A 25,244-nucleotide genomic window follows, 5' to 3' on the forward strand; every position below is an offset into this window, starting at 1 on the left:
ACGCTCTGCTTCGACCGAGATGCCTTAAGCGGCCTCGAGGAGTTCGGCCTTCTGCAGCTGAGCAACGACGTCCGAGATCTGGCCAGGCTGCAATTCCGGATAAATCGGAAGCGATAGAAATTCATTGGCTAGTCGTTCCGTCACGGGAAAGCCGCCCTCGCGATAGCCAAGTTTCGCGTAGGCCTTCTGCAGATGAACAGGAACGGGGTAGTGAATGCCGACGCCAATCCCTCCGTCGTGCAGAACCTTCAGCGCGGCGTCGCGGCGAGGAAGTCTGACCGCGTAGACGTGATAGACATGCCGGCTGTGAATCGGTGGTTGCGGCCCCTCGAACGGAAATTCCGCGAGCAGTCGATCATATTGCGAGGCCACCGCCCGGCGCGCCTCTGTCCAGGACTCAAGGTGCTCCATCTTGACGTTCAGGACCGCGCCCTGAATACCGTCCATGCGGAAGTTGTAGCCTGGAACAACGTGATTGTATTTGGATTCCTGCCCCCAATCGCGGAGCAGCGAGATTCGTCGGGCGAGGTCCGGGTTGTTGGTGACTACTGCCCCGCCCTCGCCATACGCGCCCAGATTCTTACCGGGATAGAAGCTGAAGCAGCCGAGGTCTCCAATGGAGCCGGCACGCCGGCCCTTATATTCGGCGCCATGCGCCTGCGCGGCGTCCTCAATGACGACAAGTCCGTGGCGGCGCGCGATTTCCACGATTGGATCCATGTCGGCCATCAGTCCGTGCAAGTGCACAGGAAGAATCGCCTTCGTTCGCGGCGTGATGGCGGCTTCGATCAAGGCCGGGTCCATCGTCCACGTGACCGGATCGACATCGACGAAGACCGGCTTGGCTCCGCTGTACAGAATCGCTGCGGTCGTGGCGACGAACGTCATCGACACCGTGATCACTTCATCGCCCGGTCCGATGTCAGCCGCGAGTAACGCAAGGTGTAAGGCCGAAGTCCCGCTGTTGACCGCACGACAGTGATCGACCCTGCAATAGGCTGCAAAGCGATCCTCGAAGGTCGTGACCTCCGGCCCCAGCACAAACTGGGCACTCTCGATGACACGGGCGACCGCGGCATCGACTTGTGGTTTGATCGCGCGATATTGGGCTTTCAGATCCAGAAAAGGTACCAAGACGCTGTCCTCTTAGGGTCGGGCCGACCCGTAAATCGATTTAAATTATTTATTTACGAGTACATTAAATCATATAATAAGCACAATTAGAATAGTCTTCCGCATGTTATTTGCATTTAATGCGACGATTGATTAACGGCCGGGAGCGCTGGTCACCTTGCGACGGGTTTCGTCGGACGAGATGGGTCGCGCCGGCACTCCGGCAACGACAACCCGCGCCGGAACGTTCCTCGTCACCACTGCGCCGGCACCGACGATAGCCCCGGCGCCGATCGTGACGCCGCAGAGAATAGTGGCGTTGGAACCGATGGATGCGCCTCTGCCGATGCGGGTAGGTTCCACCTTCCAATCCGCGGGCCCCTGGAGTTTGCCGTCCTCCGTGGTTGCTCTCGGATATTTGTCGTTGGTGAACATCACCCCGTGGCCGATGAAGACCTCGTCCTCGATGGTCACGCCCTCGCAGATGAAGCTGTGCGAGGAAATCTTGCAACGTGCGCCGATGTTCGCGCCCACCTGGATTTCGACAAAAGTTCCGATCCGCGTGTCGTCGCCGACCGAGCAGCCGTAGAGATTGACGAGATCCGGATGGAATATTCGGACGTCCCGACCGAGTTGCACGTCCTTGGCAATGGGCATCACACCTTCTCCTGAGCGTCAAAAAGCGTCCTCAACAAGCGTCACGATCCGATCGGACGGCAGGACCGACGACGGGGCCTTTTCAAGCGCCATACTCTAAATAGCACCTTGTCGGCCTCGGTCCTTACAAGCGGCAACAACGGATGTTGCACACCAATCAGTGCGGCAAGCCACGCTCCCGCTGCCATCGCAAAGGCAGCAAAAATGCCGGCCACGGATCCGATAACACCGTAATCGACAAGTGGCGCCCATATCGCTGCCGAAGCCCCGCTGCACAGAGCCACGATGCCGCTCTTCCATGTTGCGCGGACAATGTCGGTCGCCCGCAGATCGAGATGCCGGCCGACGAAGTAGATCGCCACAGCGGCCTGGAACGGCAACGTTACTAAAGTCGCCGCTGCTACTGCTTCAACACCGAAGAACGAAGCGCCGCATATCAGCAGTAATGACGGCGGCAAGGAAATCATTGACGAAATCAGCGCGTCGCGTACGCTGCCCGCGGCGACGAGAACGGGATACGTAAGACAGGCCGCGAACAGCGAAAGATAGGCAAGGCACAGCACACGAACCAGCGGAACCACCTCAAGCCAGGACTGTCCAAGCCAAACGGAGATGATCGGTTTCGCCATCACCGCCATCAGGATTAGGAATGGCCATTGCAGGACGCTGAGGAGCGAGATCGCGTGGAGATAAATGCGCTTGAGGTCTCCCCCAGCGTTTGTCTGCCCGCAAATGGCTGGCATGATCACGGGACTGACGACCTGAATGACCAGCTTGTCGAAGACCTGAGTGACATTGGTAGCCCTGCTGTACAAGCCTGCGGCAGCGAAATCCAATACGCGAGCCAGAAACACTTGAGGCGCTGAATTGTAGACCAGGTTGATCAGGACAACACCGCTCGAGTAGAGGCCGAACCGAACCACATCCAGGTAGCCGGTCAACGATGGGATGAATATTCGCACATCACGGCGTCTTGCGATCAAATACGCCGTCTGTGCGACACTTCCGACGATCATGCCCCAGATCGGCGCAAGGTAACTGTATCCCATCGCCGCCAGCGCTATCGACGTGACAACGGTCGCAAAATTTCCTGCTAAGTTGCTGGTGGCAATCTCGCCGAATTGCATATTTCGACGGAGCAGCGCGATGATCGTCATCGAGAATGGCGTGATCACGAAGTTCAGTGCGGCGACTGCGATGCCAGCCTTTAAGGTGTCCTCGCCGAACAGCGTCCCCAATACGTCACCCAGCAAGTAAAGGGCCGCACCGATCGCGACCGAGAGACCAAAGGTGATCGTAAACGCGGTTCGGGTATTTTCTTCCGATAGCGACGCCTTCTGGATGAGATAATTGGCGCCACCAAACTCTTGAGACGAGCCCGCAACTACCGAGGTGATAGCGCCGACGACTGCGTAGATCCCGAACTCCTTGGGAGTGAGGAGCCTGGACAGAACCGCAGTCGAGACGAGGAATAGCAACAGGCTCGCATAGCGCTCGATCGCGGAAAACAGGATAGAACGTTGGACGGTGCTCATCGCGAACCAATCGATGGCTTATAGCCAGCTTGTTTCACCTGCTGCACGTCATCAAGCCGTCGCCCTAACGCCCTCTCTGATCCCGCTCCGCCGCTGCAGCAGGACAGGCTTCCCCTGCTCGGCGATTGAACGCGACGCGGCCTCGAGCACCTCGATCACCCGCAGCCCGGAAAGGCCGTCGGAAACCGGCCGGTTGCCAGTACGCACACAATCGGTGAAGTGCTCTACTTCGCTCTGCAGTGCCTCCTTGGTGGAAATATTCGGCGCCCACATATCTCCGGCTCTGTAGCCGATTCGGAACTGATGCGCCTTCTCGGATGATTCGCTCAACGTGATGCCCTTATCGTAGACCTTGATCTTCTCGGTCGGCTCGAGATCGTCATAGACAATCATCTTCTTACTGCCGCCGACAAAAGTTTGACGGACCTTGATGGGGGAGAGCCAGTTGACGCTGACATGAGCCACGCACTTGCTATCGAAGAACAGCGTGATATGCGCCATGTTCTCCGGCGTGCCGGCCACATGGCAAGATCCCGTCGCCGAGACAGCCACGGGGTCCTCGTTCAAGATATACTGAATGATCGAGACATCATGGACCGCAAGGTCCCATATGACGTTCACATCGCTCTGGAACAGGCCAAGGCTCGAGCGCGTGCTGTCGTAATAATAGATCTCGCCGAGTTCTTCCTTAAGCACCAGTTCGCGGATTTTCTGAACCGCCGGCGTATAGAGGAAGGTGTGGTCGACCATCAGCGTCAACCCTCGCCGATCGGCCTCGTCGATAAGTCGACGCACCAGATCCGCGCTTGGCGCCAGCGGTTTCTCTACCAGAACGTGCTTGCCGGCCTTGAGGGCTGCGAGCGCCAACTCGTAATGCGTTCGGACCGGCGTGGCGATCGCGATCGCATCGATGCTCGGATCCCTGAGCAAGTCCTCGTAGCGGTCAGTGGTAGCTACGCCCGGGTAGAGGCGTGTGCTCGCCGCAAGCTTCCCCGGATCGAGATCGGCGATCGCAACGAGGCGAGCGGATGGGTTGCTGACGAAGTTGCGTACAAGATTTGGCCCCCAATAGCCGTATCCTACAACGCCTATGCCAACGCGACTATCTTGCATGAAATATCCTCGATTTATTAGATGCGACTAGAAATGACCGATGTTATGCAACCTGTGTCTGCAACTAGTATTCGCGGATAGCTTCATCGAACCCGCGAAGTAATGGATAGAGGAAATAGGAGATTACGCTGCGCCGCCCGACTTTCAGTTCGGCAGTCACCGCCATGCCAGGGATAAACTGGGCGCGCTCCGCCGGCAGCCGAAGGTGCGTGTCGGACAAATCGACCAATACGCGGTAATAGGGGGCGGTCGCGCGGTGCGCACCTTCGACTTTGGGATCCGGCGAGAACGCGTCCTGACTGATGACGCGTACCTCGCCTTTGGCTGTCCCGTATTTCTGGAATGGAAAAGCGTCGAACTTGATCCGAACGGGCTGGCCGACGGAAATCTGGCCGACGTCCCTGCCCTCGACATTGACCTCGGCCTGCAGTGGGACATCGCGGGGAACGAGCACAAACAGCGTCTCCGCCTCGCGGACGACCGACCCGATGGTTCGGCTGGCGATCTCAAGCACGATCGCGTCGGCCGGGGCCCTCAGCACGATCAACTGCCGGCGGAGCTCGGCCTTCTTGAGGTCTTCTGCAGCGCTATCTCGCTTCGCCAGCGTTTCGACGAGATCCTGATATGACGTCTTGCGAAAATCCTCTGCGAAGACCTTCTGATCCGACTGGGATTTTTCGACGCGATGCGCATTGTCGGCGATATTGCCGCGGACGCGCGCCAGATTGCTTTCCACATCGAGGCGAGCATCGTGCGAGAGCAGCAAATTGAGCTTGGAGCCCACTTCCTTCTCCATCGCCTTCGTGCGTATGGTCTCGATCGAATTCATCGTTTCGAGCCGCTGAACCAGCACAGTCTCTTCGTTTTGCGCAGTCCTCAAGTTGGCACGTGCCGACGCGATCTGCGCGTCGTAGTTCTGCATCTGGGCATCATAGAAAGTTTTGCGCTGCAGGAACATCTTGCGCTGCAGCACTTCTTCGGCGTTGACGGAGTCGCCGACCAGATATTCATTGCCATCCAGTTCAGCCCTTAGACGGTTGATTGCCGCATTGAAGACGGCGACCTTGCTGCTCGACTGGTCGAGATCCGCCTGCGAAAATGTCGGATCGAGCGTCGCCAGCAGGTCGCCGCGATTGACCCGGTCGCCCGGCCTGACGTGGATCTCGCGGATGACAGAGGTCTCGAGCGGCTGGACGACAATATTGGGCCGTGTGGTGACCAGCTTGCCCTGCGCCGTCACGATCATGTCGACCTGCGATCCTGCCGCCCAGCCGATCGCGGTGAGTATCAGAGCCAGAACGCAATAGAGCGTCACGCGGGCGATCCGCGGCGGCGCCCGATGCTCGACTTCGATCGCGTCGGATTGGAATTCCGTCACTACTGGCGGCCGGCGGCTGTTGGGCCGGAATAGCCGGCGCCGCCGGCGATCGGTCGTCCGCACCAGAGCGTTTGCATCGCCGCGTGATTTCTCGGGCTTGGTCATGCGATCTGCTTCGTCTGCTGGTTCCAGAGATGCCGGTAAATCATGCACTTCGATAGCAACCGGTCGTGATGATCCACGTCGACGATTCGGCCTCGGTCGATCACCAGTATCTGGTTCGCGTCTGCGAGCATGGACAGCCGGTGCGAGACGATGATGACGGTGCGCCCCTCGGCGATACGGCGCAGATTGCGCCGTATGATCATCTCGCTTTCGGAATCGAGCGCGCTTGTTGCCTCGTCCAGAATCAGGATGCGTGGATTGACGATCAGCGCCCTGGCGATCGCGAGGCGCTGCTTCTGCCCGCCCGAGAGGTTCGAGGCATCCTCCTCGAGCATGGTGTCGAAACCGCGCGGGAGCCGTTCGATGAATTCATCGGCCCCTGCGAGCTGGGCTGCGCGGACGACCTCTGCAAAGGTCGCATCGCGCTTCACGCAGGCAATATTGTCGCGAACTGTACCGCGAAACAGGAAATTATCCTGCAAGACCAATCCGAGATTTTGGCGCAGGTGAGCGAGATCGAGCTCCCTCGAGTCGTATCCGTCAACGCGCAGCAGACCCTGCTGCACCGGATACATCCCGGAAATGAGCCGCGTTAGCGTCGTCTTGCCGGAGCCGCTTCGGCCGACAATCCCGAATATCGATCCCGGGGCGATTGAGAACGAGACGTCGTCCAGCGCCGGCGCGCCTTCCGATCCGTAACGGAACGAGACATTCTCGAACTCGATCTTGCCGGCGAAGTCGGGCCGCAGCCCCTCGCGATTACCATCGCGTTCGGGCTTCTGGTTCATCACCTCGCCCAGCATCTTCACCGCCAGAGCGACTTCCTGATATTCATGAACCATGGTCACCAACTGGACCAGCGGTCCCGACACGCGCCCTGCCAGCATGTTGAAGGCGACCAGCGCGCCGATGGTCATCTCGCCGCTGAAGACGTCGAGCGCCCCGAGCGAGATGATGCCGAGCGTCATCATCTTCTCAAGAAATCCGGTAATCGACTGGGCGGCGGCAGAAATCTTCTCGACGCCAAACCGCATCGTCACCGACTGCGCGCAGCGATCGTCCCAGACCCTGCTCTGCAGCGGCTCCATTGCCAGCGACTTCACCGTGCGCATGCCGTGCACAGTCTCGACCAACAGAGCCTGCCGCGCGCCTTCCGCCTGGTACAGATTATAGAGACGGCGCCGGAACGGTCCCATCAGCAGCGCGACGACCAGACCGCTCGCGGCGGTGAAGGCCAGCACCATGCATGTCAATTTGATGCTGTAGAACGCCAGCACCGGGAGGAAGACGAATAGCGACAGCGCGTCGAGCGTGGTCAGGAACAAGCGACCGGTCAGGAACTCGCGAATTCGCGCCGCCTGCTGCATGTGCTTTACCAGCACGCCGGCCGAAATGTGCTCAAAGAACGTCACGGGCAGGCCAAGGAGGTGACCAAAGGTCTTGGTTGCCACCCGGATATCGACCTTGTTGGTCGCATAGAGCAAAAGATAGCGCCGCAGAAAGCCGAATATCGCGTCGAACGCTAGCGCGGCAGTCGCACCAGCGGCCAGCACATAGAGCGTGGTGAAGCTCTCGTGCACAAGGACCTTGTCGATGACGAGTTGGAAGAAGATCGGTGTCGCGAGCCCCAGTGCATAGAGCATAATGGCGGCGATCGCGACGTCGACAAACAGGCGCCACTGACGGGCCAGTTCGGGGATGAACCAGCGCAGCCCGAACGCCGGCCGATGGTCCGACGCGAGCCGTTCGCGCTTGATCAGGATGGCGTCGCCGCTCCATCGGGCGCAGAACGTATCCCTGTCGACGATCAGAGGCTCGTCCCGGCGCTCGGCGAGCGGATCGAACACGCTAACCGCTTCCGCACCATCGGCTCCCTGCCCTGCCGCGAGAACGACGATCCAGTTGCCGTTCGAAAGTCGGAGCAGAGCCGGATAAGCCTCTCCCAACCGAAACAGCGCACCCCAGTCAAGCTGCGTGCGCGTTGCGCGCATGCCCGCTTCCTTCGCCATGCGCAACAGTCGCGTTGCCGAGACAGGGACCCCGTCGACGGCGTAGCTGTGCTTGAGCCGCTCAAACGGCAGATCGACGCCATGATAGGCGGCGATCTTTGCGAGACATTCAAGTTCTGTCCGCAAGGCCGGGCGCAAGGTCTCGTCGGCGTTCACGGGCGACGCTTCCGCGCCCGTGAGGTCGGCTTCAACGGAAATTGCTTGAGGCATTGGGGGACCGTGGGCTGTTGGGCGGTTCGCGATCCGTCGAAGTGGTCGGGGCCTGGCCGGCCTGTCCTTTCGGCGGGTTGCGCCGCACCGCGCCAGCGTCGACCAACCCCTGCAGCGCGTTCTGCATCACCTCGACCGAGTTCGCGAACGACTCCACGGAAAAGATCAGCCTTTGCCGGAACACCTTCTTCGGCGCATTGTTGGCGTCGCGTTCGGTCGGCGAAAGGCTGACCAGATCGACACGGACGATCGACCCACCAATGGTGATCTCGTCCACTCCATCAGTATAGAGTTCGGCGTGCATCAAAGCCTCCAATGCTGCGAGCTTCGGCTTAAATCCGGCGTCGACCTGCAGCCACGGGATCGACGCTTACGATAGTCACTGACGCGGGACGGCCGCTCGATCGAAAACCGAACGGCGGCTGTTGCTATGATCGCGGTCTGGCCTCCACGGACTGCCGGGCGACTGGAATGCAGGGAGCATCGGGGTCATAAAATGCAAAATGCACCGCTCGGTCATGTCTCGGCATATCCGACCACCTGAACCACCCGAAATGGCCGATCCGGATATCAGGGTCATGAATAAAAGTCTCCGCAATTAAAAAGTCAATTAATTATAGCATATTCACAAAATATATTATTCTCCATTATTAATCAAAGCACCAGGTCCCCAAGGACGGAGCTTGAACTTGATCATGAAGCGGGCATCGAGCGTGCATTTTCCTCCAAGAAGTTCGACGAAATCGCCACGCCAGCGCCTCCCGGCGTCAATTATCGGACATTTTACTATTAATATCCGCCAGCCGACACGTCGCCGACCATAGCTTCCACGAACAGCCCTCAAATTTATCATTGCATATTTAATTTGGACGAACAGCATTTTCTAGTGTATTTATTTGAAGCCTGGACATTCCCGCGGCCCCACCAGACTTGTGCTCACCCCGGCCCGGCAAAATTTACAGGTGGCGGAGGCGAAAAAAACGAATGCTCCAGAGCAATATGCTGCGAACTGATCGAAGCCGCGGCCTGACCCAAGACCCTGAAGGAGAGGGCGGCGGCATTGGCGAACTAATTGATACTGCCCAGGCATTCCTGCGACGTCAGTGCGTGGTAGTTGCTCTGGCGGCCGCACTCGGAACGACTGCCGGCCTGATCTACCTGCGGATCACGCCGCCGACCTATACAGCCCAGGTCCAGGTCCTACTTGAAAATGCGAGGACGGCGCAATTCATCCAGCAGCAATCGGCCCTAGTTGATCCGGCCTTCGATCGCAATGTATTCGAAACTCAGGTAGAGGTCCTGAAATCGAGAGGGATGGCAGTCCAGATTATCAGCCAGTTTAACCTCGCCGATGACCCCGATTTCAATCAACCGCCAAACTCGCTGCCCTCCATGTGGCAGCGCGTTCGTGGTGGATTTGGGTCGTCTCAACCGAACGATCCGCCCCTACCATCACCAACCGAGCCGCAGGACGGCATCATCACGGCGTTTCAGAACCGCGTCACAGTTAACCGGATCAATCTCAGCAACCTCATCGACATCGGCTTCAGTTCAAGCAATCCGGTACGAGCGGCCGAGATCGCCAACGCAATCGCGAGCGCGTATCTTGCCGACCAGGAGAAAGCAAGGCTGGAGACAAACCGCCGGACACGGGATTGGATGCAGGAAAGGCTGCGGGAGCTCGGAGAGCAGGCGCTCGCGGCCGAGCGCGCGGTGAGTGCCTACAAGTCTAAGAACAACCTCGTTTCCGCCGGAGGAAGGCCCATCGACGAGCAGCAGGTCTCCGAGCTCAACAGCCGGTTGGTCGCGGCTCGCGCCCAAACGTCCGAGGCCTTGGCCAAGTTAAATCGCTACGAAGCCATCCTGGAAGCCAACCCGGGGAACTCGTCATCGATCGGCAATCTGGATGCAGCGGGCACGGATGCACTCAGCAGCCCCATCATCAACAATCTTCGCCAACAATATCTTGAACTCGAACGACGCGTCGCCGAGTGGGGACCGCGCTTTGGCCGCGACCACGCCGCGGTCGTCAATTTGCGGAATCGTATGCGTGAGGTCCGCGGCTCGATCCTCGATGAAGTCAGGAGGTACGCGGAGACGAGTCGGAGCGAACTCGAGGTAGCCAAGCAGCGACAGCAGGAGATCGAGAAGCGACTATCCGAGGCGGTAGAGCAATCGCGATCGACCAACATGGCCGAAATTACGATACGCGAGTTGGAGAGCAAGGCAAAAAGCTTGCGCAGCCTGCACGATACATTTCTGCAACGTTACGTCGGCACGGCCCAGCAGGAAAGTTTTCCCATCGCACCGGCGCGGGTGATGTATCCGGCCATGCCACCGCAGAGCAAGAGCAAACCGAAAAGCGCTTTGGTGATGGCGCTAAGTCTATGCGGTGGACTTGCGCTGGGCTTGGGGCTTGGCCTGTTCAGGGAAATGATGGATCGCGTCTTCCGTACCTCATCGCAGATCGAAACCACGCTGGGATTACCATGCGTGTCCCTGGTGCCGGCATTGCGGGCCGAAAAGCGCTCGTCGACCGCAAAGGCAACGTCATGGAACTCCGATCATGACATGCGGCAGCGAAAGATTTCCACCGGCTCGACATTTCACAGGACCGTCATCGGCAAGCCATTGTCCCGATACGCGGAGTCGATCCGGGCAATCAAACTCGCCATAGACCTCCATCCCAGCAAAGCCTCCAATCAGGTGATCGGCATCACCTCGGCCCTGCCCAACGAGGGTAAGACGACGATCGCAGCCTCGCTCGCCCAGCTCATCGCCCATAGCGGCAAGAGCGTCATCGTCGTCGATTGCGACCTTCGAAACCCGTCGCTTTCCGCCAGTCTCGCCGCGAACGCCACGACAGGCATCGTAGACGTCGTCAGTCACGGCAGGCAGATCGAGGAGACGATCTGGCGCGATCCGAAAACCAATCTGGCATTCCTCCCCGCCGTCAGCCGGACACCGGTGCTCCACACCAGCGAGGTGCTGGCAGCGGATTCGATGCGCAAACTGTTTGATCAGCTAAGATCGGCCTATGACTATGTCATCGTCGATCTTCCGCCACTGACCCCACTGGTCGATGTTCGCTTAACAACAACCTTCGTCGACTGCTTCGTCCTGGTGGTGGAATGGGGGCAGACAAAGGTCGAGGTCGTCAAGCACGCGCTGCACACTGCTCCCAATATCCACGAGTGTCTGATTGGCGCGGTTCTCAACAAGACCGACATCAAGATGATGTCCCGCTACGACACGCACCGCAGCGACTACTACCGCGACGATCACTACGTGCGTTATGGCCTGACCGCATCTAACTAAACGGATTCAATGCGCTGTCCAGGATCGGGCCCCCGCCGAACCCGAGTCACCATGTTGCATATCGGCAACAAGAACCAACTGCGTTCAGGTTAATGCGATGATTCGTTGGCCTGAATCGCGCATTGATGTACTTTGTCAGTGTGGGACGACTTGGGGATTTCAGTCATTAGTGCGTTGCAAACATGCGGGAGGATCGTTGCTGGTCTCCTGGCACTCTCTTGTGCCGGGTGTATTATGACGCCTGGATCCGGCCCGCTGGCGACCGACGTTCGCACGGCGTCGGAAGGCCTTGAGCCAGCCGTTCTGCCTTACGCCCTGGTCAAGCTGACGCCGGAGGTTGTCGAAGTTCTCGGCCGCTATACGCCGAGGTTGTCCTCGGCTTTTGCCGACAAGGCACCGGCGAAGGCGTTCCGCTTCGGCATAGGCGACACCGTCAGCATCACCATCTTCGAGTCCGCGGCCGGCGGCCTGTTCACATCGGACGCCGGCGTCCGCGCCGGCAACTTCGTGACGGTTCCAAACCAGGCGGTGGACGAGAGGGGCTATATCGCCGTTCCGTACGCTGGCACGATCCGGGCGCTGGGCCGCACCCCATCCGAAATCCGGGATGACATCGTGGACAAGCTCAAGGGCCGAGCCCTCGAACCGCAGGTCGTCGTGGCCGTGGCGGAGCAGAACACGTCACTGGTCAGCGTGCTTGGCGACGTGCGCGCCGCCGGCCGCTTTCGTGCGAGCCCGGCCCCCGAGCGCATCATCGACGCCGTCGCCCGCGCCGGCGGACCTATCACGCAGGGCTATGACATGTGGGTATCGCTCGAGCGCAAGGGACACCGGGCAAGCGTGCCGTTCGGCGCATTGATGTACGAGCCTTCCAACAACATCTACGTGTTGCCGAACGACGTCATCTATCTCTACAGCCAGCCGCAGACATTCGTCGCGTTCGGCGCGTCCGGCCTTCAGGGGCAATTCAAGTTCGATGCGTGGCGGATCTCGCTGGCCGAGGCCGTGGGCAAGCAGGGTGGCATGAACGACGGATTGGCCGATCCGTCGTCGGTCTTCCTGTATCGCGGTGAGACGCGCGAAGTAGCCCAGCAAATGGGCGTCGACTGCAGGCCGTTCAAAGGCCCGATCATTCCCGTCATTTATCTGATCAATTTCCGCGATCCTTCGGGTTATTTCCTCGCTCAAACCTTCGAAATGCGGAACAAGGACGTTATCTACACGTCCAACTCCCCTATCGTCGAAACCACCAAGTTCCTGAATTTCCTGCGAACGATCATGGCCACGGCAAACGACCCGATCATCTACGCGACCAACGGCTACGCTCTCAAGGCTGCCACCGCGGGCCAACCAAGCACGGTGATCACGACACCGACCCCAATTACTTCACCATCCGTCACAGTTACCTCACCAGCGATCACTCGTTGATTCGGCGGGCTTATGCCCGGCGACGCTGCCGGCACGGCATGATCTCCGGGAGGAGATCATGCGTCCCCTGATCAGGAGGCTCCGGGCCGGCGATGCGGAGCGAGGAAGCGCCCGCTTGCAACTGATCGCGCGCAGCATCTGCCATTGATTCTGCACGATCAGCGAGCTTACGCGCCAGGCGAGCCTCGATGCGCCACGTCGCCGCGCCGTCCTGGGGCTCCGGGAGAAGGCTCCATCGTTTGTCGTCCGATGCATCCTGATGCGGACGCGCGATGGATACAGGAACCGCTCTGGCGACGCGCGAACGGAGTGCGCCCGGAAAAGACCGGCCATTTAAATTCATTTAATCTCGCAATTAATTCTTGCTCCATTTAACGCATTATTATAGATTAAATAATGGTTAAGACGGGCCACCCCGTGATCATTTCAAGCCAGCCATGAATTTCATAACCCGCAATATTGCAGCGGACGTCGATGGCGAGTTTATCGCTCGTAGCTTCAGCCCAACGCTGAAGTCCGGACGAAGATGGCCGATCCGCTATCGCTCCATTGAGTTGTTCGCGACCTGCAGCGATGTCGCGATCATCGTGATCGCCAGCATTCTTTCCACACTGCTTTACCGGCTCCATGTGGGCGGAACCTCAGCTGATGTCAGTAAAGCGATAGGTTCCGCGATCGTCGTCTCGGCGCTTTGCGTTTCCCTGCTGAAGATGCGAGGCATGTACAGGCCGCCTGAGCTTCTTGCGCTTCGCCGTCAGGTCCACGCCGTTTGCCTCTCGTGGATTTTCGTCTTCGTTCTGCTCAGCGCGGCCGTCGGCGCCCTCAACATCGGTGCCGAACTCTCCCGCGGCGCCGGCGTGGCCTTTGCCATTGTCGGCTTGGCGATGCTGATCGGACATCGGGTCATCATGAGAGCCCTGCTGTCGAAAGGCCTCACCGACCGAAAATTTTCCGGCGGCAATGTGGTGCTGATCGCGGACCAGGCGCCATCGCAGGACACCGGGCTGGCGCAGGCGCTCACGGCACTGGGGTTTCGCTTGGCTGGGCATTTCAGCCTGCCTCGGCCCGGCGCCAGTTCAAGCTACCGCAAGCGGCTTAGCGACCTCGTAGTCGAGCGCGCGCGCGGCTTCGACATCGAACAGATCGTTGTGGAAGCGGATCCGAACCGATGGTGCGAATTGCGCGAGTTCGTGGCCGAACTGAGGGTCTTGCCGTTTCCGGTCGTCTTCGTTCCGGTCGGGGCTGCATCGGAGATGTTCGCGCGACCGACCCGAGATCTTGGAAGCGCCATAGGCGTTGAGGTGCAGCGCGGGCCTCTGACCCCAATTGAATGCGCTGCCAAGCGATGCGTTGATCTGATCGGCGCCGGAATTTGCTTGGTCATGTTGGCGCCGCTGCTTGCGCTCGTCGCCGTCATCATCAGGCTCGACTCGCCCGGCCCCGTCCTTTTCAGGCAGCAACGCTGCGGCTTCAACGGCCGGTGCTTTGCGATCTACAAGTTTCGCACCATGCGTGTGCTGGAGAACGGACCCTCGATCACCCAAGCCGGGCCCGCCGACAGCCGCGTGACCCGGATTGGCAAGTGGCTCCGCAGGACGAGCATAGACGAGCTACCGCAGCTCCTGAATGTCCTGGAAGGGAACATGTCTCTGATCGGACCGCGACCGCACGCGATGGCGCACGACAGCCAGTTCGATAAGGCGGTCCAACATTACGCGTTCCGGCGGCGGGTCAAGCCCGGCCTCACGGGTTGGGCGCAAATCCATGGCTGCCGCGGCCCGACGCCCACAACGGCCTTGATCGAACAACGCGTCGAATACGACCTGTGGTACATCGATAACTGGAGTTTACGACTGGATCTCGCCATTCTCGTTCGGACCCCATTGGAGGTATTGCGAGCGCGCAACGCATTCTAGAGCCTGCTCAAGCTGTTCCGGCAATGGTTGCGCGAATGACTGCAGGAATGACTAGGTCCACGAGGGCATGCGCCGCATGCCTCTCCCGAGTTGCCGTTTGCACCGACCAGATATCGAGGATTTGTGATCCAGAACTTCGTCCAGGATCAGGCGCGCTGCCGGCCTTTCGAACCGCTCTCGCTGATCCGAAACTCTTCGATTTTCTTTCCTGATTTCATCGCGGCGACAAGCCACCGAGGCAGCTTGCCACGGCCCGACCAAGTCTCGGAGGTCTTCGGATTACGGTATTTCGGCAGCACTCTCGGATACTTCCGCCGCGGCTTCCCGCCCTGGAGCGTTCGCGCATCATCCGACTCGCGCGCGCCACCCACACCCCGGCTAAGAACCGCCAGCCGCTTCTCAAGTTCGCGCTTTTCCGCTTCGATCCGGGCCGACAATATCCCGCTGATCTCTTCATGAAGTGACCAGAGATCATCTAAAGACATGGACTTTAGTTCGATTTCTTTCGCCGACATGGTCGTCCCGCGGTTCCGCCTTAATAATCGGCTGTCATATGGCCTCGTTCATTATTAATCAAGGGGAATACCAAAAAGTTCCAATGCAAGTTCTGGATAAATCAGCCATGCATACATTTATGTACCCACAGCCTATTGCAGAAGCTGCAACAGCCGAGGGTAACCCGCAATAAGATATGTTACCGAATTTGAGGGGCTACACGGCGCAGGACTCGCGCAGACCCCGGGCGCGGAACGCCGGCGCCTGACGTAATCGCCTCCCATGCCTCTTCCGCAGGCTCGGGATGACCCGCTTGCTTCTCCGGCGCATGAGCGGCCGTAACCGGCAGCGAATTACCTCGATATCCCTCAGGGCGAGACGTCGAAGCTCGATCTGGGCCTGCAAGGCGCGAATATCCCGCAGGGCGGCGGAAGGGACGACAAAGCGACTGACGGTCTCATGAAGATGGCAGAGGGGAAGCTCAATACGGTCCATTTCTCAAACCCTTACAATACCAACTTAAACCACATTTCCGCACAATTATTTATCTATTTAAACTCCGCGGATCGCCTGAAATTCCGCTATAGCTTGCCAATAAAAAACGAATTATCAAGCATTAAATAAATCATTGGATATAATATTTATGTCACATATAATGTCTTCCATTCACGTCGGCGCTCAGCGCTTTTTTATCGCCTGAGCAGAGAGTGTGTTTTGTAGAGAAATTGCCCCCGCTCAGGCTCAAATTGGTCGCGAGAGCACGATGCGCAAATCCGATTTAGAGACGATGACTTTCGACGAGCTTTGGCTTCTCCACGAAGAGATTACGAAGATTTTGTCAGAGAGAATCACGGCCGAGAAGCTCGAGCTGGAGAAACGCTTGGCTCAACTTAATCCGCCCGAGCCGATGCAGGATAGTGCAGGTTCCGAGCCGGGCGCCGAACGGCCGCGCCGCAGATATCCACGAGTGCCGCCGAAATACTGCAACCCGATGGAGCCAACCGAAACCTGGTCCGGTCGCGGCAAACAACCCCGATGGCTCGTGGCCGCGCTGCAGTCCGGGCGCAAGCTGGAGGAGTTCAGGATCGAGGACAGCGACAAGGCGACGGACGACAACGCTCACCGCTCCTGAGCGCGTCGTTCGCCGAGATATCTTAGCTGTGCAACTGAACAGGCGCCGCGCCGCGCGTGTACTCGAGGTGCCTGGCGAGACTGGTACGGATGCCCGAAATCTCACCCAGAAGAACGTCGCAGAGTTGAATTCGGGAGGCAATGACGGTTGGGTTGGCTCCCTCACCATTTAAAAGATGAAGCTGAATTTGCGCCTGCTTGATCGCGTTAAGGGAATCCCAAAGGACGCAATCACTCGACTTATAAATATTCCTCATTATTGACCCCCTCACCCAAACAAATGACCGGTGGTCGGCAATAGTCACTTTCGTTAGTCGGCGATTATCGATGATGGTTCACTCCGCCTGCGACAATTTTACGCGTGTACGCTTGTCGCAACTCTCGCAGTGGCCAAAAAACCGACAGGCAGAGAAGAAGCCGGCATACTCCCATTTACCAGTTTAAAAGGACATAAAACGCGACGCAATGCCATCTGTTGCAGCGCGAAATTTTTTCTCAAGGTGAACAAAACCGGATTACTGAATGTGACCGTTTGCTTAGGCGCAACCGAGATGGTTCTTCGCGCACCAGATATTCCCGGATTAACGCTGTCGTTGGGGGCGCGCGATTTGATCGCACATGTACTGCCGGCAAGCGGCGTAGGTCCAGTTTTGATATCCGCTCGCGCGATGCCAAGTCGCCCCGCCACACTTCGGCGTCCGCAATTCCAGCATCCATCCCGGTCCTGGCCGCACCTCGAGTTAATTGACATGAATGGGCCTGAATATTAGACATGAAATTAAATATTTAATGTTCTGCGACGGCACGTAAGAGAGTGGCGGCAGGATTGGCGTGAAACATCAGCGGACCGCAGCTCATCCGCTAGGAAGGCTTATGAAAGAGAGAGCGAGCGAAGCCCATCGGCTGCCAGTCACCGTGCTCAGTGGATTTCTGGGTGCGGGGAAGACGACATTGCTTAACCACGCGCTGAGGAATCGCGAGGGCCTGCGCGTTGCGGTCATCGTTAATGACATGAGTCAGTTAAATATAGACGCGAGTCTGGTCCGCAACGGTGGTGCTAACCTGTCGCGTACGACCGAGACGCTGGTCGAGCTCAGCAATGGTTGCATATGCTGCACGTTGCGCGACGACCTCCTGCTGGAGGTCAGGCGATTGGCTGAAGAACGGCGCTTTGATTATCTTCTGATCGAAGGAACCGGGATCGCTGAGCCTCTCCCCATTGCGGCAACGTTCTCTTTTCGCGACGAAGCTGGTGTGTCCCTTTCCGATCTTGCAAGACTCGACACGATGGTTACCGTCGTGGACGCCATGAGCCTGCTCGCGAGCTATAGCAGCCGCGATCTGCTGCGCGACCGCGGCCAGCTGCGCGATGCATCCGACCAGCGAACGCTCGTCGATCTGCTGGTCGAGCAGATCGAGTTTGCCGATGTGGTCGTGATCAACAAGATATCGGAAGTGACAGAGATGACGCGTGCGGAAATTCGCAAGGTGATCGCGGCACTCAATCCCCAGGCGCGCCAGATCGAGACCGACTTCGGCAACGTTCCTCTCAAGGCGATTCTCGACACCGGCCTTTTCAATGAAGCAAAGGCCGCAACAAATCCGCTTTGGCACAAGGAGCTGCACAGCCCCGATCTGCACGTGCCGGAGACCGAAGAGTACGGCATATTCAGCTTCGTCTATCGGGAAAGACGTCCCTTCGATCCCGCCAGGTTCTTGTCATTTCTCAACAAGCCCTGGCCCGGCGTGATACGCGCCAAAGGACATTTCTGGCTTGCCACCCGTCCGGATTGGGTGGGTCTCCTCTCCGTTGCCGGGGTACAACGTCGTTGCGAGCCCATGGGCTATTGGTGGGCGACAGTGCCGAAACAGACTTGGCCAAGCCATCCTCAGTTTCAGGAACATCTCGACAGTCGATGGGACTCCACCTGGGGCGATCGTCGTCAGGAGCTGGTGTTCATCGGGTCAGATATGGACGAAGGTCATATCCGATCGTCGCTCGATGCCTGCCTCAACCATTCGGAGAATGGGTTCGAACCCCAGAACTGGCGCAACCTTAGCGACCCGTTCCCCCCTTGGCACTATCCTGACTCCGCGAACGGCATCCGCGAGCCCCTTCGCTGAAGCGGGTGCCGGCCAGCGGGCGTGAGGGCGAAAACGGGAAGTTCCGCGGATTAACCACGGTTATGCACCGTTTGGACCTGCGACAAATTCGACATCCGGTTGCTCCCCTGCAACTCGGACTCGACACGCAAAACAAATGACATTAAATATTTAATCTGGATTATTTTTACATTTAATTCGATGCGCTTAAACGTTTGCCGGCGGTGCTATGGTCATGGCAACCATTACAAGTAGCGGTGCTGGCGCTGCCAGCGAACGTTGCGCGTTATCGAACCGGCGCGCGCCGGTGTTCGGATCCATCGCCACCGGCGGCGCAACCGCGCGGTGGCCCACGCTTCGCGCATCCGCAAATTTTAAAGCTGACGCTTCGGCATCCACGTCGCCGTCAAGACTGCAGAGTTCAGCGTCCGTCACGCGTATTCCCCTCTCGCTCGCGAGGATATCATGAAGTCCTTCTACGAGGATTTTGGCTTGGGCCGTGTTGCTATCGGATTGCAGACTTGGCCGCGTACTCTCCTGCGAGCGAAAGCCAAGGCCTCCGATTCGGACGCCGCAACCGAGTCCCTGTCGCCGATCGCGGCGCAGAACATCGTGGACGGTCTGCGCCTGCACGCCTCAGGCGTCGCGGCGTCTGTATCCACTGACGCATCGGACGCCGGATTTGAAAGTTCGACAGCAGCCCTCCGAACGCCCGTCCCTGCGGCGACCGATACAGCGACGTTAAATCCCCTCGTCATCCTCGGTCGAGTTCCCTCGGCGGCCTTGTCCCCGGACATCGTTGGATCTTCCACGCCTCCGGCAGTCGCGCAGATTTGCGGTTGCGGCTACTTCGTTGCTCCGACGCGATTGCTCGATCAGAGAGCAGCCGGGGCGCCAGTGGAGTTGAGCGGCCAGTTGCTCAACAGCCGGGTGTCCGGGACAGCAACTGTCGCGGCGACCGGCCAGGCCGGGGTCATGGGAGCCTCCATCAGTGCCGACATGTCATTGCAGAACGTTGCGCCGCTTACAAATTGGCTGCCAGGCGGACGGCCGGTTACAGGTTCAAACGTGCTGCCGGGCGGCATAGAGACCGGTACGGGGACGTCGAGTGGCATAATCGGAACGCTGTCCGGCTCGGTGACCACCGCGCAGCCCTTTGTCGCGCGGCAGGCCACTACAACGGCATCGCCCAACCTTCTCGCGGCCGCCGCGACATCTACAAACCCGATCGTTCTTGAGAATCAGAAGCAGGGAACCCCACAAAGCGTTTGGGATATCGACGGCGCCGGCAGTTCGAATATCGAAGGTTTTGCTACTGACATCAGCGTCAACGTCGGCAACAGAGTTGACTTCAAGATCAATACGAATTCATCAAACTACCGGATCGATATCTATCGCCTCGGTTACTATGGCGGCATGGGTGCTCGACTTGTCACCACCATTCAGCACACGGGCGTGCAGAACCAGCCTTCACCGCTGCGCGACGCGGCCACCGGCCTGGTTGATGCCGGCAACTGGTCCGTTTCCGCATCCTGGAACATTCCGGCGGACGCGGTATCCGGTGTCTATATCGCAAAGCTCGTACGGCAGGACGGAACGTTCGGCGAGAATCATATCCCCTTCATCGTAAGAGACGACAGCAGCACGAGCGATGTGGTCTTTCAGACCTCTGACACAACGTGGCAAGCGTATAACGGGTGGGGCGGCGCAAACTTCTATGGCGGCAACGGTCCTGCGACAGGTCAGGGTGCGGGACGCGCCTATGCGGTGAGCTACAACCGGCCGATTGCCACCCGGGGCGGCATCGGAACCGCTTCTGGTCCGCAGGACTATTTGTTCGGCGCCGAATATTCGGCGATCTATTGGCTAGAGCAGAACGGTTACGACGTCTCCTACATGGCTGGAGTGGATACAGACCGTTACGGCAGTCTACTTCTCAACCACAAGCTCTACGTCGACGCCGGGCACGATGAGTATTGGTCGGGGCAGCAACGCGCCAATGTCCAGGCAGCCCGCGATGCCGGTGTGAATCTGGCGTTCTGGAGCGGCAACGAGATGTATTGGCGCACGCGCTGGGGCAACAGCATAAGCAGCGACGCCACGGCCTACCGTACGTTGATCTCCTATAAGGAAACCTGGGCAAATTCGTCGATCGATCCAACCGACCAGTGGACCGGAACGTTTCGTGATCCGCGCTTCAGCCCGCCGGCGATCGGCGGGGGTATCCCGGAAAATGCCTTGATTGGACAGATGTTCCAGGTCGATGATGTCGGCGTCACCCAATCCGACGCCCTGAAGGCAATCACAATCCCCTACGACGACGCCAACCTGCGCTTCTGGCGCAACACCAGCGTTGCCAATCTTCAGCCGGGGCAGACCGCGACGCTGACGAAGAATTATCTCGGCTATGAGTGGGATGAAGCGCCCGACAACGGATTCGATCCCGCCGGCCTGGTTCGGCTCTCTTCGACAACGCTCCCGGTCAGCACCTATCTGCTTGATTACGGCAACACAGTCGGAAATGGCGTCTCAACACACAATCTGACCCTCTATCGCGCGGCGAGCGGCGCATTGGTGTTCGGCGCCGGAACGGTCTACTGGCCGTGGGGCCTGAGCGACAATCACGACCTGCAACCAACTCCCAGCGACCCACGCGTGCAACAGGCGATGATCAACCTGCTCGCCGATATGGGCATTCAGCCAGGAACGATCCAGTCGGGAATGGTCGCAGCAACCGCCTCGACGGACACTACCCGTCCCACCTCCACGATCAACGCACTGGCAAGTTTCAGTGCAGGAAGTGTGGTCACGATTTCCGGCACCGCAGCGGATCTGGGTGGCGGCGTGATCGCCGGCGTCGAGGTGTCCACGGACGGCGGAGCGACTTGGTATAATGCAATCGGTGACGAGACGTGGACCTATACCTGGTCGCCGCAGGTAGCCGGGACCTACACCATCAAGTCTCGCGCGGTGGATGACAGCATCAATCTGGAAATGCCTTCGGCGGGTCGCACGGTGACCGTCACCGCGGCGCCTTACCTCACGCTCTTCCCGGGCTCGGCAACCCCCGATATCGTCAACAGCACGGATGCAAGCGCTGTCGAGCTGGGTGTGAGGTTCCAAACGTCGATAGCCGGCACGGTGAGCGGAATCCGCTTCTATAAGAGCAGCCAGGATACGGGCACCCATACCGGCGAGCTCTGGAGCAGCACGGGCACCTTGCTGGCAACCGCAACTTTTACTAACGAAACTGCATCGGGCTGGCAGAGCGTAACGTTCTCTAACCCGGTCTCGCTGACACCGGGCGCCACTTATGTCGCCTCCTATCACACGAACGTGGGTCATTACTCCGTCAGCCCCGACTACTTCACGAGTAATGTGACGAGCGGTCCACTGACCGCTCTCGCCAATGGCAATGGCGTCTACACCTACGGCAGCAACCGCGTATTCCCGACAAACACGTTTTCGGGGGAGAATTACTGGGTTGACGTCATGTTCAATCCTTCCACCGCCAATAGAGCGCCGGTGGCCGCCAATGACGTCGGGCCGACCGCGACACGCGATTTGGCCGTCACGATCGCAGCATCGACCCTGACCGGAAACGACAGTGATCCCGATGGGGATGCGATCAGCGTCACCGCGGTGGGCGGAGCGACGAACGGCACCGTCGTCCTCAACACCCAGCCCAATCCGCAAAACAACACTATCACGTTTACGCCCAATGCCGGCTACACCGGCCCGGCGAGCTTCACCTACACGATCTCCGATGGGCGCGGCGGTACGGCATCGGCCACTGTCAGCTTCACCGTGGCACCGCCGGGAGCGGCTCCCGTCAGCCTGTTCAGCGCGTCAAATATACCGGCGCAGACCAACCTGAATGACGGATCCCAGCTCGAAGTCGGGATGAAGTTCACGTCCTCGGTCGCTGGCCAGATTACGGCGCTCAAATTCTATCGCAGCCCCGGCGACACCGGTGTCAACACGCTCGATCTCTGGACAGCGACAGGCACTCGCCTTGCCACAGCCACCTTTACCAATACGTCAGCCAGCGGTTGGCAGACCGTCACGCTGCCGTCCGCGGTTTCGATTGCCGCCAACACCACCTATGTTGCTTCCTACCACACCACCGGCGCCTACGTGGCGACGAACAACTACTTCACCACAGCCGTCACAAACGGCCCGTTGACCGCGCTTGCCAGCGGGAATGGTGTTTATTCCTATGGCGGCACCAGCACCTCCGGCATCTTCCCGACCAGTTCCTTTAACGCTGCCAACTATTGGGTCGATGTCGTGTTTGCCCCGTCCGGGGGCAGCACCAATCAGCCGCCGGTCGCCAATAACGACGGCGGCTACACCACCACGCAGAACACCGCGCTGACGATCGCGGGGGCGACGCTGCTTGCCAACGACACCGATCCGAATGGCGATTCGCTGACGATCACGGGCGTGAGCGGCGCTGTCAACGGCACCGTCAGCTTCAACGCCCAGACCAACGTCGTCACCTTCACGCCGACCGCCGGGTACACCGGCGCTGCGTCGTTCATCTATACCATCTCCGACGGGCGCGGCGGCACCGCGAGTGCAACCGCGAATCTGACGGTCAATGCGGCAGCCAACCAGCCGCCAGTTGCCAACAACGACAGCGGCTACACCACCGTGCAGAACACCGCTGTGACCATTGCTGCATCGGCCCTGCTTGCCAACGATACCGATCCGAATGGCGACCCGCTGACGGTCACGGGCGTGAGCGGCGCCGTCAACGGCACCGTCAGCTTCAACGCCCAGACCAACGTCGTTACCTTTACGCCGACCGCCGGGTATACCGGCGCTGCGTCGTTCAACTATGCCATCTCCGACGGGCGCGGCGGCACCGCGAGTGCGACCGCGAATTTGACAGTGACCACGCCGACGGTGAGCTTGTTTTCGAGTTCGGACACGCCGGCGCTTCTCTCGGATTCCGACACAGTGGGGATCAATCTCGGGGTGCGCTTCACGTCTTCTGCGGCGGGCACCATCAACGGCATCAAATATTACAAGGGTGCCGGTGACACCGGTGCTCATACCGGCTCGTTGTGGAGCAGCACCGGCACGCTGCTGGCGACCGCCACGTTCACGAATGAAACCAGCAGCGGCTGGCAGACCGTCATCTTCAGCAATCCGGTTTCGATCACCGCCGGCACGACCTACGTGGCGAGCTTCCACAGCAACGGCCACTACACGTCCACCGGCAACTATTTCGCGACCGCTCGTGTCAACGGCCCGCTCACAGCACCCGCCGCCAACAATGGCGTCTACACCTACGGCACTGGCAATCTGTTCCCGACCAGCACCTTCGGTGCCACGAACTACTGGGTGGACGTGCTCTTCAGCCCCGCGGGCGGCAGCGCCAACCAAGCACCCGTCGCAGCGAACGACTCTGGCTTCAGTGTCACGCAAAACTCCTCGCTCACGATCTCAGCGTCCGCGTTGCTCGCCAACGACACCGATCCAAACGGCGATGCCTTGACGATCACGGGCGTAAGCAACGGCGTCAGTGGCACGGCAAGCTTCAATGCCCAGACCAACGCCGTCACTTTCACACCCAACTCCGGCTATACGGGACCGGCGTCATTCACTTATGCCATCTCCGACGGCCGGGGTGGAACGGCGAGCGCATCCGCCTCCCTGACCGTCACCGCACCATCTGCCACTATCGTAAGCCTGTTCAGCTCTAATCCCACGCCGAGCATGGTATCGGTCAATGATCCGAACTCGGTAGAGCTTGGGCTCAAATTCCGGTCGTCCAGCGCCGGCGACATCACCGGGCTGCGCTTCTACAAGGGCCCGTCGAACACCGGAACCCATACCGCAAATCTCTGGAGCAGCACCGGCACCCTGCTTGCCACCGCCACCTTCACCAACGAGACGGCTAGCGGCTGGCAGCAAGTCAATTTCGCTACCCCAGTCACGATCACTCCAGGTACGACGTATATCGCGTCTTATCACACCTCAGGAAACTACTCTGCCGATCCCAACCTGTTCAGCTCGGCGGTCAGCAACGGGCCGCTGACCGCTCCATCGTCGGCCTCGAGCGGTGGCAACGGCGTGTATGCGTATGGATCAGGCAGCTTGTTCCCGACCAACACCTACAACTCGACAAGTTACGGGGTCGACGTGCTGTTCCGTCCGCAACTCGCGGCGTAACGGCGGGATTGCGGGCTTCGAGGCTGGCTTCGGCAACTCGGGTCAAACCCGGGTTGCCGTGCTTCAATTGCCGCGATGCCGCAGAACCGCTGTCGAGACAGACGAGTGAGCCTGTAGGTCGTGTCGTGTGGACTTCCCACACGCGGCGCCCTTCCGAATGGCCTTCTGAGCAGCGTCCCGGAGCCGGCCTGAGCGTCGCGCAACCCCTATCGTTGCAGGCGGCAGCAGCAGGCGAGCCTTTTCCACAAGCTCAAGCTGCCAATTGTGGCCGAAACAGAACGCCGACGCCGTAACTTGTCGAGTTGTAGGTATGGGTGGGAAACAGGCTGTCGCTGCCAAAAGCGCCTACACCCAGCGCATCATGTATCGGAAGGCCATGGTCGCTGGCGTGGCCCGCGTCGATCTCGACCCGCCGGTTGGGGCGGGCTTGACGCCGGACTGGTTGACGATCGCCTGCAACGGGATTCCAGGTCGATCACTTCACGCCCGATCAGCGCGCCCTCGCCGAGCGCTATCGGCTGGATCCGGTCTACCGGCTGAGCTTGGTGAC

The 25,244-nt window shown here is 59.3% G+C and carries 14 protein-coding genes; 6 read left to right on the plus strand and 8 right to left on the minus strand.

Annotated features, from left to right (window positions below):
* Window positions 1-24 precede the first annotated feature (24 nt).
* The 7 genes from ACZXDY_RS08100 to ACZXDY_RS08130 form a co-directional block, all read right to left on the minus strand.
* Window positions 25-1,134 carry a DegT/DnrJ/EryC1/StrS family aminotransferase gene (locus ACZXDY_RS08100; RefSeq protein ID WP_464345116.1) on the minus strand — a complete coding sequence of 370 codons (1,110 nt, stop codon included), beginning with the start codon at window positions 1,132-1,134 and terminating at the stop codon, window positions 25-27.
* 132 nt (window positions 1,135-1,266) lie between these two features.
* Window positions 1,267-1,770, minus strand: coding sequence for an acyltransferase (locus ACZXDY_RS08105; RefSeq protein ID WP_464345117.1), 504 nt, complete (start codon window positions 1,768-1,770; stop codon window positions 1,267-1,269).
* A gap of 41 nt (window positions 1,771-1,811) precedes the next feature.
* On the minus strand, window positions 1,812-3,305 hold the full coding sequence (locus tag ACZXDY_RS08110; RefSeq protein WP_464345118.1) for an oligosaccharide flippase family protein: 1,494 nt from the start codon (window positions 3,303-3,305) through the stop codon (window positions 1,812-1,814).
* A gap of 51 nt (window positions 3,306-3,356) precedes the next feature.
* Entirely contained in the window at window positions 3,357-4,418 is a 1,062-nt protein-coding gene (locus ACZXDY_RS08115) for a Gfo/Idh/MocA family protein (RefSeq protein WP_464345119.1), read from the minus strand.
* Between the two features lie 64 nt (window positions 4,419-4,482).
* Window positions 4,483-5,901 (minus strand): HlyD family type I secretion periplasmic adaptor subunit, encoded by a 1,419-nt coding sequence (locus ACZXDY_RS08120; RefSeq protein WP_464345120.1) that lies wholly within the window; start codon window positions 5,899-5,901, stop codon window positions 4,483-4,485.
* Window positions 5,898-8,048 carry a peptidase domain-containing ABC transporter gene (locus tag ACZXDY_RS08125; RefSeq protein ID WP_464345194.1) on the minus strand — a complete coding sequence of 717 codons (2,151 nt, stop codon included), beginning with the start codon at window positions 8,046-8,048 and terminating at the stop codon, window positions 5,898-5,900. Before ACZXDY_RS08125 ends, ACZXDY_RS08120 begins: the two co-directional genes overlap by 4 nt.
* A gap of 49 nt (window positions 8,049-8,097) precedes the next feature.
* Window positions 8,098-8,424, minus strand: a complete 327-nt coding sequence (locus tag ACZXDY_RS08130) for a hypothetical protein (RefSeq protein ID WP_464345121.1) — start codon at window positions 8,422-8,424, stop codon at window positions 8,098-8,100.
* 680 nt (window positions 8,425-9,104) lie between these two features.
* On the opposite strand from ACZXDY_RS08130, the gene ACZXDY_RS08135 reads away from it, so the two are divergent.
* From ACZXDY_RS08135 to ACZXDY_RS08145, 3 genes are all read left to right on the plus strand, one after another.
* On the plus strand, window positions 9,105-11,438 hold the full coding sequence (locus ACZXDY_RS08135; RefSeq protein ID WP_464345122.1) for a polysaccharide biosynthesis tyrosine autokinase: 2,334 nt from the start codon (window positions 9,105-9,107) through the stop codon (window positions 11,436-11,438).
* 138 nt (window positions 11,439-11,576) lie between these two features.
* A complete protein-coding gene (locus tag ACZXDY_RS08140) occupies window positions 11,577-12,866 on the plus strand; it encodes a polysaccharide biosynthesis/export family protein (protein ID WP_464345123.1) in 1,290 nt (429 codons plus the stop codon).
* Window positions 12,867-13,303: 437 nt separating this feature from the next.
* A complete protein-coding gene (locus ACZXDY_RS08145; RefSeq protein ID WP_464345124.1) occupies window positions 13,304-14,782 on the plus strand; it encodes an undecaprenyl-phosphate glucose phosphotransferase in 1,479 nt (492 codons plus the stop codon).
* A gap of 146 nt (window positions 14,783-14,928) precedes the next feature.
* On the opposite strand, the gene ACZXDY_RS08150 is transcribed toward ACZXDY_RS08145, so the two are convergent.
* Window positions 14,929-15,297, minus strand: a complete 369-nt coding sequence (locus ACZXDY_RS08150; RefSeq protein WP_028169206.1) for an H-NS histone family protein — start codon at window positions 15,295-15,297, stop codon at window positions 14,929-14,931.
* Window positions 15,298-16,040: 743 nt separating this feature from the next.
* On the opposite strand from ACZXDY_RS08150, the gene ACZXDY_RS08155 reads away from it, so the two are divergent.
* The 3 genes from ACZXDY_RS08155 to ACZXDY_RS08165 all read left to right on the plus strand — a co-directional run bounded on the left by ACZXDY_RS08155 (window position 16,041) and on the right by ACZXDY_RS08165 (window position 24,694).
* Window positions 16,041-16,409: an H-NS histone family protein gene (locus ACZXDY_RS08155; protein ID WP_130225334.1), complete on the plus strand. Its 369-nt coding sequence runs from the start codon at window positions 16,041-16,043 to the stop codon at window positions 16,407-16,409.
* Window positions 16,410-17,281: 872 nt separating this feature from the next.
* Window positions 17,282-18,532 carry a GTP-binding protein gene (locus ACZXDY_RS08160; protein ID WP_464345125.1) on the plus strand — a complete coding sequence of 417 codons (1,251 nt, stop codon included), beginning with the start codon at window positions 17,282-17,284 and terminating at the stop codon, window positions 18,530-18,532.
* A gap of 444 nt (window positions 18,533-18,976) precedes the next feature.
* Complete coding sequence (locus ACZXDY_RS08165) at window positions 18,977-24,694, plus strand: DUF4082 domain-containing protein (RefSeq protein ID WP_464345126.1); 5,718 nt, start codon at window positions 18,977-18,979, stop codon at window positions 24,692-24,694.
* Window positions 24,695-25,244: the final 550 nt, after the last annotated feature.

This window comes from Bradyrhizobium sp. LeoB3 (assembly GCF_055456055.1).

What these genes read in the sequence shown, in the direction of transcription:
- ACZXDY_RS08105 (WP_464345117.1), bottom strand. Translation starts at nt 1,770, where the DNA reads ATGCCCATTGCCAAGGACGTGCAACTCGGTCGGGACGTCCGAATATTC.
- ACZXDY_RS08110 (WP_464345118.1), bottom strand. Translation starts at nt 3,305, where the DNA reads ATGAGCACCGTCCAACGTTCTATCCTGTTTTCCGCGATCGAGCGCTAT.
- ACZXDY_RS08115 (WP_464345119.1), bottom strand. Translation starts at nt 4,418, where the DNA reads ATGCAAGATAGTCGCGTTGGCATAGGCGTTGTAGGATACGGCTATTGG.
- ACZXDY_RS08120 (WP_464345120.1), bottom strand. Translation starts at nt 5,901, where the DNA reads ATGACCAAGCCCGAGAAATCACGCGGCGATGCAAACGCTCTGGTGCGG.
- ACZXDY_RS08130 (WP_464345121.1), bottom strand. Translation starts at nt 8,424, where the DNA reads ATGCACGCCGAACTCTATACTGATGGAGTGGACGAGATCACCATTGGT.
- ACZXDY_RS08135 (WP_464345122.1), top strand. Translation starts at nt 9,105, where the DNA reads ATGCTCCAGAGCAATATGCTGCGAACTGATCGAAGCCGCGGCCTGACC.
- ACZXDY_RS08145 (WP_464345124.1), top strand. Translation starts at nt 13,304, where the DNA reads ATGAATTTCATAACCCGCAATATTGCAGCGGACGTCGATGGCGAGTTT.
- ACZXDY_RS08150 (WP_028169206.1), bottom strand. Translation starts at nt 15,297, where the DNA reads ATGTCGGCGAAAGAAATCGAACTAAAGTCCATGTCTTTAGATGATCTC.
- ACZXDY_RS08155 (WP_130225334.1), top strand. Translation starts at nt 16,041, where the DNA reads ATGCGCAAATCCGATTTAGAGACGATGACTTTCGACGAGCTTTGGCTT.
- ACZXDY_RS08160 (WP_464345125.1), top strand. Translation starts at nt 17,282, where the DNA reads ATGAAAGAGAGAGCGAGCGAAGCCCATCGGCTGCCAGTCACCGTGCTC.
- ACZXDY_RS08165 (WP_464345126.1), top strand. Translation starts at nt 18,977, where the DNA reads ATGAAGTCCTTCTACGAGGATTTTGGCTTGGGCCGTGTTGCTATCGGA.